This is a genomic window from Okeania sp. SIO2F4 (genome assembly GCF_010672385.1).
Taxonomy (GTDB): Bacteria; Cyanobacteriota; Cyanobacteriia; order Cyanobacteriales; family Microcoleaceae; genus Trichodesmium.
The window spans coordinates 1-9,377 of the sequence record NZ_JAAHGT010000334.1 but is presented as its reverse complement, the minus strand read 5'-3'; the positions used below and the strand labels follow the sequence as shown (position 1 = coordinate 9,377).

The 9,377-nt window shown below is 35.4% G+C and carries 6 protein-coding genes and 1 pseudogene; 5 read left to right on the top strand and 2 right to left on the bottom strand.

Annotated elements, in window-relative coordinates; all coding sequences use genetic code 11:
• The first annotated feature begins 168 nt into the window (after positions 1-168).
• Positions 169-1,128, top strand: a complete 960-nt coding sequence (gene gshB / locus F6K22_RS20480; protein WP_293101909.1) for a glutathione synthase — start codon at positions 169-171, stop codon at positions 1,126-1,128.
• 494 nt (positions 1,129-1,622) lie between these two features.
• Positions 1,623-2,747 (top strand): Gfo/Idh/MocA family protein, encoded by a 1,125-nt coding sequence (locus F6K22_RS20475; RefSeq protein ID WP_293101907.1) that lies wholly within the window; start codon positions 1,623-1,625, stop codon positions 2,745-2,747.
• A gap of 409 nt (positions 2,748-3,156) precedes the next feature.
• On the opposite strand, the gene F6K22_RS20470 is transcribed toward F6K22_RS20475, so the two are convergent.
• A complete protein-coding gene (locus F6K22_RS20470) occupies positions 3,157-3,699 on the bottom strand; it encodes a GAF domain-containing protein (protein WP_293101905.1) in 543 nt (180 codons plus the stop codon).
• A gap of 161 nt (positions 3,700-3,860) precedes the next feature.
• Between F6K22_RS20470 and F6K22_RS20465 the strand changes: the two genes are divergently transcribed.
• A complete protein-coding gene (locus F6K22_RS20465; RefSeq protein WP_293101902.1) occupies positions 3,861-4,817 on the top strand; it encodes an ion channel in 957 nt (318 codons plus the stop codon).
• Between the two features lie 329 nt (positions 4,818-5,146).
• Here the strand turns inward: F6K22_RS20465 and F6K22_RS20460 are convergent.
• A pseudogene (locus F6K22_RS20460) lies at positions 5,147-5,587 on the bottom strand (IS1 family transposase).
• A gap of 592 nt (positions 5,588-6,179) precedes the next feature.
• On the opposite strand from F6K22_RS20460, the gene F6K22_RS20455 reads away from it, so the two are divergent.
• Positions 6,180-6,362, top strand: a complete 183-nt coding sequence (locus tag F6K22_RS20455) for a hypothetical protein (protein WP_293101899.1) — start codon at positions 6,180-6,182, stop codon at positions 6,360-6,362.
• Between the two features lie 1,078 nt (positions 6,363-7,440).
• On the top strand, positions 7,441-9,377 hold a 1,937-nt coding region (locus tag F6K22_RS20450), incomplete at its 3' end, for a peroxidase family protein (RefSeq protein WP_293101896.1).

Below are 9,377 nucleotides of genomic sequence, written 5' to 3'. Positions count from 1 at the left end.
TACTTACGCAAAGGTACTATATATAGAGTAGAAAAACTATAACGTTCTAGTTTTGAACGCTATATATATGGTCTGGTGCGTAAGTCCTAGGGTAAATATTTTTTGAAGATGATTATTGTCCCCTATTTGACGACTAAAAATATTTTGAACTAATTAACAAAAAAAAAGATGAAATTTCTATTCATCATAGATCCCATAGATAAACTTAACCCAGTTCACGATAGTAGCGTCGCACTAATGGAAGCTGCTCAAGAATTTGGTCACGAAGTTTGGATAACGGAAGTTAATCAACTAACTATTATTGATAGTAAAACCTGGGCAACAATTAAGCGGGTAAATTTGATTCCAATTGAAAGGATAGAAAATCATTGGGTGGCAAGTAACCCTTGGTATGAGTTAGGAAAAACTATGCTGGAACCGTTAGAGTCTATGGATGCTGTATTTATGCGGCAAGATCCACCAGTCACAATTCCTTATATTTATGCTACTTATCTTCTCGACTATATTAATCCAGAAAAAACTTTAGTAATAAATTCTCCTCAAGGGTTACGCAATGCTAATGAAAAAATGTATGCTTTGCAATTTACAAAAGTAATTCCGGAGACAATTGTTAGTCAAGATAAACAGGTAATTAGAGAATTTTTAGAGTCACAAGGAGCAGCAGTTTTGAAACCTTTGGGAGGAAAAGCTGGGGAGGGAATTTTATTTTTAGAACCCACAGATAAAAATTTTAATTCCCTAATAGAAATTAGTACAAAACAAGGTAGAGAACCTGTGATGATTCAGAGTTATTTACCGGCAGCAAAAGAAGGAGATAAGCGAATTATTATGTTGAATGGTAAACCTATTGGAGCGGTAAATCGGATTCCTACTGGTAAAGAATTTCGAGGAAATATGGCAGTAGGAGGTAGGGTTGCTCAGACAGAAATTACAGAAAGAGAATATGAAATTTGTGAATATTTAGCACCTAAATTAATAGCGGATGGTTTATATTTTGTTGGTATAGATGTGATTGGTGGTTATCTTACAGAGGTTAATGTTACCAGTCCAACGGGAATTAGAGAAATTGATTTGCTCGATAATGTTAATCTGGGTAAACAAGTAATAGAATGGGTAACTAATAATTAATAATTAATAATTAATAATTAATAATGGATGATTAATTCATTATCCATTAATACAGCCCTTTCGACTGTTATGAGGTACATTGATTCTAGTAGATTTGCTAATTTTGAGTGAAAACTTAATTCCAGACTTCAAAAACTATTTAAAAATTTAGTACCACCGTACCTCATCAACCTGAAATTCGCTGTAATTATTCATTATCAATTATCCATGATTCTAGTAGATTGGCTAATTTTAAGTAAAAACTTAATTCCAGACTTAAAAAACTATTTAAAAATTTAGTGCCACTGTACTTCATCAACCTGAAATTCGCTGTAATTATTCATTATCAATTATCCATGATTCTAGTAGATTGGCTAATTTTAAGTAAAAACTTAATTCCAGACTTAAAAAACTATTTAAAAATTTAGTGCCACTGTACTTCATCAACCTGAAATTCGCTGTAATTATTCATTATTAATTATCAATTATCCATTAATAAATTCTTCTTATAAACAATGAAAAATCAAACTATTGGCGTAGCAGTTATCGGTACAGGATTTGGTCAAAAAGTACATATACCAGGTTTACAAGCACATCACAAAACTGAAGTATTAGCTGTTTATAATCCAGATTTAGATAAAGCTAAATCAATTGCATCAAGTCATAATATTCCTCATGCTTGTAACACCATAGAGGAGATTATTTCCATACCTGAAGTTAGTGCTGTAACAATTTCAACTCCTCCATTTCTCCACCATGAAATGGCAAAGCAAGTATTATCCGCAGGTAAACATTTATTATTAGAAAAACCCACAACTTTAAAAGCAGAAGAAGCTCAAGAATTATATCATATTGCTGCTACTAATAAATGTGTAGCAACTATGGATTTTGAATTTCGTTATATTCCTGCTTGGCAACTATTTGCAGAAATTTTAGCAGATGGATATGTGGGGGATAAACGCTTAATTAAAATTGATTGGTTAGCATCAAGTCGTGCTAACCCAAGTCGTCCTTGGAATTGGTATTCTCAAAAAGATAAAGGTGGCGGTGCATTAGGGGCGATCGCTTCCCATACTTTTGATTATGTTAATTGGTTATTTGGTCCTGCTAAAAAACTTTGGGGACAACTTAATACTTCTATTAAAACTCGTCCTGACCCTACTTTAGGAAATGAATTAAAACCAGTTGATGCAGATGATACTTGTAATATTATGTTAGAGTTGGCAGATGGTACTCCCTGTCAAATTTGTATTAGTTCTGTTACCTATCAAGGTCGCGGTCATTGGGTAGAAGTTTATGGTAGTAAAGGTACTTTAATTGTTGGTAGTAATAATCAAAAAGATTATGTGCATGGGTTTAAAGTTTGGGGTTCTCAAAATGGGGATAATTTAGTAGAAATAAATATTCCTGAAAGGTTAGATTTTCCGAAAGTTTATTCTGATGGGAGAATTGCACCTTTTATTCGAGTAGTTGATAATTGGGTACAAGCAATAGAAACAGGAAAATCTTTAGTTCCATCTCTAAGAGAGGGTGTTTATTCTCAGTTATTAATGGATTTAACCCATGAATCTAATTTAACTGGTACTTGGGTAAATGTGCCAGATTTAGATGAATTTATCGAGAATAGGAATAGTTTTTAACTAAATTTAGATTACTACGATGCTATATACAGAAAATTGCAGATATATGAAGTACAAAAATTATATAGGGTTTCTCAAAACTGACTAGAGACTTAGTGCAGTTGTATCATCATAAAAAAAGTCAATCTCAGGAGTAGGAAAAATCTAAATTTCTGAATTTCTGAATTGGAAGATACTTTCATTGACAGGTTGTTCAATAATTAATTATTAATTATTAATTATTATTAATTACCTCTTCTTCAAACATTGAGGATTGGTTAAAAGGAATTTTTTTGTTTTTTTCTCCTTGCTCATGAGAGGCTTCAAACCTTAATTTTTTGGTAATATATGTTTAGAGACATTATCCCTCTAGCTACTTTCAAGAATTGGTAATTACTTCTGATTTCTGACTTGCGCGTAGCGCTATAGATTAGCTATCTCTAATAATTGGTGCAGTTGCTAGAATTATAGCTGCTTTTTGCATAACTTCTATATCGGACTTTGACCAAGAACGTACATCTTGACATTGATGAGCAATTAATAGTCCCCATAACCTCCTAGAATTGAGAATAGGTACTACTAAATTAGCCTTAACCTGTATGCTATGAAGAAAATCTCGATGACAAGGATGTATTGGTTCTAAGTCAATATTTTCTATTGCTCGTACTCTTCCATCTTTATACATAACAGCATATTCATCATTAAAACATTCATCAGCTCCTGTTGAACCGTAAATTGATAGCTCCCCATAGCTCAAAGACTCAAATGTTACCTGTCCTTTCCACTCACGATAAAAGTAGTATAATACCACTCTGTCTACTTGAAGATAGTGTCTAATATTATCAATAGTTTCTTGGATAAAGGTGTTCCGTTCCACATGATCAGCCAGACGATTTGCGAAATTTTTTAAATCTGGGTCATTATAATATATATTAGGATTATAATTAGGGTTTTTGTTGTCACTATCTGCCATAATTAGTATAAATCAACTACTTATAATTTTTTAAGCTTGCCTAGGTTAAATTTTTCGGCTTATTTATAGCCGATATTTTTTTCAAATAACTTTAGTTTGACTCATTTTTCCAGCTTTGGCAATGCCTATCGGCACAATTTATCATTTTTAGCATTTTTATAATGAAAAAAAACAGACAAAAAACTGTTGTCAGAAAAATTGGTTCTGTGAACTTTAGGGTGTTAGGAGTTACTCACTTTTACTGGAGTGATTTTTACCATTGGTTAATGACAATTTCTTGGCAACAGCTATGGGTAATAATCATCAGTTGTTATTTTGTAATTAATACTCTCTTTGCATTTTTATATTTAGGAAGTAATGGAGGAATTGCTAATGCTAAACCTGGTTCTTTTATTGATGCTTTTTCTTTTAGTATACAAACAATGGCTACGATTGGTTATGGTGCAATGTACCCCACAAATCTCTATACTCATATCTTAGTAGCTATAGAAGTTTTTATTGGTTTAATTGGGATGGCAATGATTACAGGGTTAATGTTTGCTCGCTTCTCATTACCAACAGCGCGAGTTCTTTTCAGTAGAGTAGCAGTTATTTCTCCTTACAATGGAGTACCTACCCTCATATTTCGCATTGCTAACCAACGCCAAAACTGGATAGTGGAAGCTCAAGTCAGAGTAACTATATTACTGAATCAAGAAGTGACTCCAGAAGGACATTCTTTGCAACGACTCTGCGATTTAGAATTGGTTCGTTCTGAAACACCAATGCTTGCTCTTACCTGGTCAGTAATGCACCACATTGATAAAAATAGTCCTCTACATGGTTGGTCTGAAAATGACTTTAGGGACTTAAATAATCAGGACATTCGATTTTTTGTCACCCTTACAGGGTTAGATGAAACTGTTTCTCAAACTATTCATGCTCGCCATGTTTATACATTAGATAAGATTATCTGGGATAAACGTTTTGTGGATTTGATGTCTATAGGAACTGATGGTAAACGCTATTTTGATTACTCACATTTTCATGATGTTGTGCCTTTGGAAACAAATAAGAATAAGCGTCGAATTGAGACATTAAACCAGGATAATAAAAATAGTCATAACAGAATTTTTTAATAGTCTAAGAGTTGATTGCTCAACTTAGCTGACACTGTTATTTATTTTAGCTTTCTGTAATTTAATTCCTATCTTGGTAGTCCTGTAGATGCAGGGATAAAATTAAGATCGGGCGATATAGCTGCCGTACTTGCTCCCTCCCCTCCGCTTTTCATGTCGCGCAGCTTTTCATGTCGGCCAGAGCCGAAAATGCTTCATTATAATGATGAATAAATAATATCAAATCCGATTAATTAGGTATAAAAAAATGTTCACTTCACGAGCGTCATTGCCAAATCTTTCTAAATTCTCTTCCCTCCGCACCTCCTGACTCCTAACTCCTTATCTAATTACACCAATGCTACCGGATTTGATATGAAATACCAAATAGCTCCTAAATGATTTTCTAGCTTTTGAGAAAAAGACAAAGTATTTCTAAACAACTGATAAATCCTTTGACGTAAAGTATTATTGAATCTTTCTATATAAGCTGTTAAGCCTGTTTCTTTTCCTACTGATTTGTGTCTGGAATTATGGAAAACTATATCATAATCTGACCAGAAATCTGACACTCCCGTTCAACAAATTATACCAGCCAAACTCCTAATTTCTAATAATAATTTATCAATCAACTTTTTCGTTTCTTTACTAAGATAAATTTTCTGGCTATTAGGCACAAATTGTCTCTGGTCATTCGGACAATAATATTTTTGTTTTTTGTTATGAATTGTACCAATTTTTATAGTCTGACTACTACCACAACTAGGGGATATAAGTTCATCATTAAACATCGGAGTATATAGCAATCCTATTTTATTTGTATATAGAAATATTGCCACTTTTAGGGAACACTTAACTGGTGGGAGTTTCAGTTTTTTATCTACTTTTTGATTACCCGCAACCTATGCACGGATTGCTATAATGTAATTTATAATTAGCACAAATAGAGTATCGTATATTTTTTTGTTATAGTAATTAGTTTTTTAATTCAAATACAAATTACTGAGAGTTTTCTGCAAGCGTTTTGCTTTGGTTTCGCAACATAAAAGGCGGAATTTTGCGTCAGCAATCACCTAAAAATTAATTAGCTATCAGCTTGAGCGCATTTCCGTACCTGAATGCTCCGCAAACAGCTATCCTCATGGGTCGTCTTCGTTAACAGCTTTTATAGCTCTGGGTTGAAATCCCCTTCTCACACCTTAAAAAAATAATCTGACTGATTGCTGAGTGCTAACCGCTTCTTTAAAATTTTATTTTTCAACAAATTATCAGTTAATTAATAGACCTCTCCAGAAAAGAGGGAACAGGGAACACTTACAGCGCTTTTGCTGATTGATGAACCACATCGTCACAACCAACACCCTGTAGGGGCGATTCGCATAGATGCCCCTACTGTGGTCTACCGTGCAGGAAAACCGCTGTAACTGGGAACAGGGGGGAGTAATACCATTTCTCAAAAAGAATGCTATATCTAATTGGGTGGGGAAGTGTGGGGAGTGTGGGGAGTGTGGGGAGGTAGGGACGTTGCATGCAACGTCCGTACAACATAAGAATACTAAACATTAACTGAGCTACTATTAGCAAAAAAGTGATTTACCCTGTGTTAATTACTTAATAACTGAAGTGTGACCTAAGTATAGCAATACTTTTGGTAATTAGTATAATTGATAATTTATGGATAATAATTGATTTTATTTTTGATTTTTGGAGAAGTCTAATGGATAATGGATAATTACCTCTCCCTAAAACGGATTGGATTGACACGGAGCGTGAAAATTTTTTCTTCTCGCATTGGTGATTGGATCTGGCGTTGTGCGGAACGCACAACGCGCGTTTTTCATGTCGCGCAGCGAAACGCGGAGCGACTTGAATTGCGTTTCGCTTTCCTACGGAATAATTGCGCAAACGCGACATGAAACGCGGCTCTGCACTCTTCGGGAGACCTCGCCATCCCATCCGTTTGTCATGCTCGGCAAACGAATGCTTGTTTCTCCACGGCGAGTGAGAGGCTTTAAACCTTAATTATTCGGTAAGATTTGGGATAATTAGATCATAAATTAATGATTTAATTAACCGATCGCTACATATATAGGAGTACCCAAAATTACAGGTGCTAATGATTTACGACAATTGTAGATTAGATGCACAGGGAGATATTTTTGATATTTGAGGCGGTATGGTTGAGTGATATCTTATACAGCTTTGTTCAATCTTGTGCCCGAGTTTTATTAAGATTTAATGAAGACAAACCTTAGTATCTCTATCAATTTACTATAAATTTTGCTTATGAATCTAAGGTATTTCCGTTGTTATATGGATGGATACTATATGATTACTTAACACAAATTAATATTATTTAATGATGAAAATTTTAGCAAACAGCAATTTTAATTTTAACTTTAAAATCCGTCAAAACTTTGTCTAGACTAAATTATGTTATTTAGAAAGTTAGTATGATTAGAAAAAATTTTACTTCTTAACCTATAGTTAAGAAGCATTTGTTAAATTAATACATTTACGGATTTTAACTATATAAAGAATTAGTAAAGATAGTGATTTGCTATTGCTTTATCTATGAAAAACTGCATAAGCTTAGTAAAGCTTAGAAGTATAATAATGTTAGCTGAAAAAAACAAGCAGAAACATGAATTTTCGTACGATTGACGGTAGTAACAATAACCTAAATAATCCTAAATATGGTGAAGTTGGTGAAAACTTACTTCGTTTAACACCAGCAAGCTATGCAGATGGAATAGAACAATTAGCTGATGGTCCAAATCCAAGAGAGATTAGTAATGCTGTATTTAGCCAATCAGAATCTATCCTCAATGCTCGCAATTTAAGCGATTATACATGGTTATGGGGACAATTTCTTGACCATGATGTTACCTTGAGCGAGTTACAAGGTCGGACAGAAGAAACTATTAACATTGTCATTCCTGAGGACGATGCAACTTTTCCATCAGGTTCATTTATTCCTGTTACCAGGTCACTATTTGATGAAACTACTGGTACCGATCCTAGTAACCCCCGCGAACAATTCAACGAACTCACAGCTTGGGTAGATGGTAGTAATGTCTACGGTAGCGATGCAGAACGCGCTGACTGGTTGCGAACTTTTGATGATGGAAAATTGAAAGTTACTGAGGATCCTACAGGAGATTTGCTACCTAGGGCGGAAGGCGATCCCAATGCGCCTCATATGTCGATGGAAGAGAGAACTGGTGCAAGCACTTTTATTGCTGGTGATGTCCGAGCCAACGAAAATGTTGGCTTAGCATCAATGCACACTTTATGGGTACGGGAACATAACCGGATTGCTGGAATTATTGCAGATACTTATACAGACTTATCTGATGAAGAGATTTATCAACGGGCGCGTAAAATAGTAGGTGCAGAAATCCAGAAAATTACTTATGATGAGTTCTTACCTAGTTTAGGGGTAACTCTCGACCCTTATACTGGATACGACTCCACTGTTAATCCTAATATCACTACAGAATTTTCTACTGCTGGTTTTCGTATAGGGCACACTTTAATTAGTTCTACTCTACCACGTATAAATGAAGATGGCACCCCCACTGAGGATGGTGCACTGAGTTTAGCAGATGCTTTCTTCCGACCAGATCGTATACCTAACGAAGGAGGAATAGACCCTATATTGCGGGGTTTAGCTTTCCAGGTGCAGCAGGAAACAGATGCAAATGTAATTGACGATCTGCGGAATTTATTGTTTGGTCCACCACCAATGGGAGAACTATTTATAAATGGTACAGATTTGCCATCTCTAAATATTCAGCGTGGTCGCGACCATGGTTTGGGCAGTTATAATGATGCCAGAGAAGCACTGGGGTTAACCAGGAAAAATAATTTTAGTGACATTTCATCTGACCAGGAAGTAGTAACAGCACTAGAGTCAGTTTATGATAGTGTTGATGATGTTGAAATCTGGGTAGGGATGTTGTCAGAGGATAATTTACCAAATGCTAGTATTGGGGAATTGAATGAAGCTCTTTTAGAAGAGCAGTTTACCCGATTGCGGGATGGCGATCGCTTCTGGTATGAAATTGATACTGACCTTGATGATTGGGAATTAGGCAATGAGTCTGTTTCAGAATGGTTAGAGGATCTTCAGTTGTCGGATATTATCCACTTAAACACTGGAATTCAGAGTATTTCTGAGAATGTATTCTTTGTTGAAGATAATAACGATTTCTTGAGAGGTACTTCCAGTGACGATATCTTGTCAGGAGGTTTAGGTAACGATACTATTCAAGGTCGTGGAGGTAACGACCTCCTAAATGGTGGTGAAGGTAAAGACCTCCTAAATGGTGGTGCTGGTCAAGACACTCTCAATGGTGGTGAAGGTAAAGACGAACTCACTGGTGGTGGAGGAAACGACACTCTCAATGGTGATGGAGGTCAAGACACTCTCAATGGTGATGGAGGAAACGACCTCCTGAATGGTGGTGAAGGTAAAGACCTCCTAAATGGTGGTGCTGGTCAAGACACTCTCAATGGTGATGAAGGTAAAGACCTCCTAAATGGTCATGAAGGTAAAGACCTCCTAAATGGTGGTAC

Excerpts from the sequence above, each read along its gene's own strand:
- F6K22_RS20455 (WP_293101899.1), top strand. The coding sequence starts at position 6,180 with ATGCCCCTACTGTGGTCTACCGTGCAGGAAAACCGCTGTAACTGGGAA.
- gshB (WP_293101909.1), top strand. The coding sequence starts at position 169 with ATGAAATTTCTATTCATCATAGATCCCATAGATAAACTTAACCCAGTT.
- F6K22_RS20470 (WP_293101905.1), bottom strand. The coding sequence starts at position 3,699 with ATGGCAGATAGTGACAACAAAAACCCTAATTATAATCCTAATATATAT.
- F6K22_RS20475 (WP_293101907.1), top strand. The coding sequence starts at position 1,623 with ATGAAAAATCAAACTATTGGCGTAGCAGTTATCGGTACAGGATTTGGT.
- F6K22_RS20465 (WP_293101902.1), top strand. The coding sequence starts at position 3,861 with ATGAAAAAAAACAGACAAAAAACTGTTGTCAGAAAAATTGGTTCTGTG.